Source organism: Acidisphaera rubrifaciens HS-AP3 (assembly GCF_000964365.1).
Lineage (GTDB): Bacteria > Pseudomonadota > Alphaproteobacteria > Acetobacterales > Acetobacteraceae > Acidisphaera > Acidisphaera rubrifaciens.
Genome location: NZ_BANB01000254.1, coordinates 1 through 1,819 on the forward strand (window position 1 = coordinate 1; position 1,819 = coordinate 1,819).

Consider the following 1,819-nt stretch of genomic DNA (forward strand, 5'->3'; position numbering starts at 1 on the left):
GTGTGCCGCGCGGCCCTAGGCGGTGCCGGCGATCAGCGTCGCCGCCCGCTCCGCCACCATGATCGTCGGCGCGTTGGTGTTGCCCGACACCATGCGCGGAAACACCGACGCATCGGCGACGCGCAGCCCGTCGATGCCGCGCACACGCAGCGCCGGATCGACCACCGCGCCCGCGTCGCTGCCCATCCGGCAGGTGCTGGTGGGGTGATACAGCGTCGTGCAGTGGCCGCGGACGAACTGCGCCAGCGCCGCGTCGTCCTGCGCCTCCGCGCTCGGCGTGATCTCGTGCGCGATCAGGTCCGACAGCGCCGGCTGCGACGCGATGCGCCGGTTGAGGCGCACGCCGTCGATCAGGGTCGCGAGGTCCGACCCGTCCGCGTCGCTGACGAAATAGCGCGGATCGATGCGCGGATGCTCCAGCGGATCGGCCGAGCGCAGGCTCAGGACGCCGCGGCTGTCCGGCCGCTGCAACGTCGCGTGCAGGGTGATCCCCGGCCCCGCCGCCAGATAGCGCGCATGGTCGCGATGGCCGGAGATCACGCCATAGAGCTGCAAATCCGGCTCCGCGACCTCCGGCCGGCTGCGCGCGAAGCCGCCGGCGGCGACCCAGCACGACGTCATCGGCCCGGTCCGCGAGGCGAGCCATTCCTGCGTCGCGGCGCCGATCTCGGCATCGCTCATGCCGCCGATCCCCGCCCGGCTTTTCAGCGCATAGGTGATCGGCACGTTGATGTGGTCCTGCAGATCCTGCCCCACGCCCGGCAGGTCGTGCACCGGATCGACCCCGGCCGCGCGCAGCGCGTCGGCGGGTCCGATGCCCGACAGCATCAGCAGATGCGGCGACCCGATCGCCCCGGCGCACAGCACCACCTCGGCGGCCGCGTGCGCGACCTCCGGCCGGCCATGGCGCAGGTATTCGACGCCCGTCGCCCGTCCCCGCTCGATCAGGACGCGCGTCGTCGTCACGCCCGTCAGCACCGTCAGGTTCGGCCGGTCGAGCGCCGGCCGCAGATACGCCTTGGCGGTGCCGTGGCGCTCGCCGCCGCGCACCGTGAGCTGGAACCAGCCCACGCCCTCCTGCCGCTCGCCGTTGAAATCGTCGTTCGGCGGCAGCCCCGCCTGCTGCGCGGCCGCGTGCCACAGCCGCTCGGCCGGATCGACAAACGGCACGTCGGAGACCACAAGCTCGCCGCCCGTGCGGTGCAGCCTCCCGTTGCCGAGGCGCCGGTTGTCCTCCGAGCGCAGGAACACCGGCAGCACGTCGTCCCACGCCCAGCCCGGACACCCCGACGCCGCCCACCCGTCATAATCGGACGGCAGCCCGCGAATGTAGATCATCGCGTTGAGCGAGCCGGACCCGCCGAGCATCCGCCCGCGCGGCCAGAAGATGCGCCGCATGCGGCACCCCGGCTGCGGCTCGGTGTGATAGCCCCAGTCGACGCCGGTGTTGAACATCATCGGCCAGTTCGCCGGGATGTCGGAATCGAGCGGCGCCGCCCGCCCCGCCTCCAGCAGCAGCACCCGCCGCCCCGGATCGGCCGACAGCCGGTTGGCCAGCACGCAGCCCGCCGACCCGCCGCCGACGATGATGGTGTCGTTCATGTTGGGCCGTGTCTCCCCGATGCGCCGCGCCTGTGGCCGCCCGCCATGCAAGGATGATGCAGCGGTCGTCAGCCAGCGGTCATCAGCGCAAAGCCGCCTCCGCCGCCGCGACGTCCTCGGGCGTGTTGACGTTGAGGAACGGGTCGGGCGGCGTCGGGTAATCGGCGATGGCGAGCGCGTGGCGCGCGGCCCAGGCGCCGGCCCGCCGCTCCCCCTC

1 protein-coding gene is annotated in these 1,819 nt (G+C 73.2%); it reads right to left on the reverse strand.

The window, feature by feature from the left end:
- Positions 1–15: 15 nt before the first annotated feature.
- Complete coding sequence (locus tag B8460_RS08650; RefSeq protein WP_048861190.1) at positions 16–1,602, reverse strand: GMC family oxidoreductase; 1,587 nt, start codon at positions 1,600–1,602, stop codon at positions 16–18.
- Positions 1,603–1,819 lie beyond the last annotated feature (217 nt).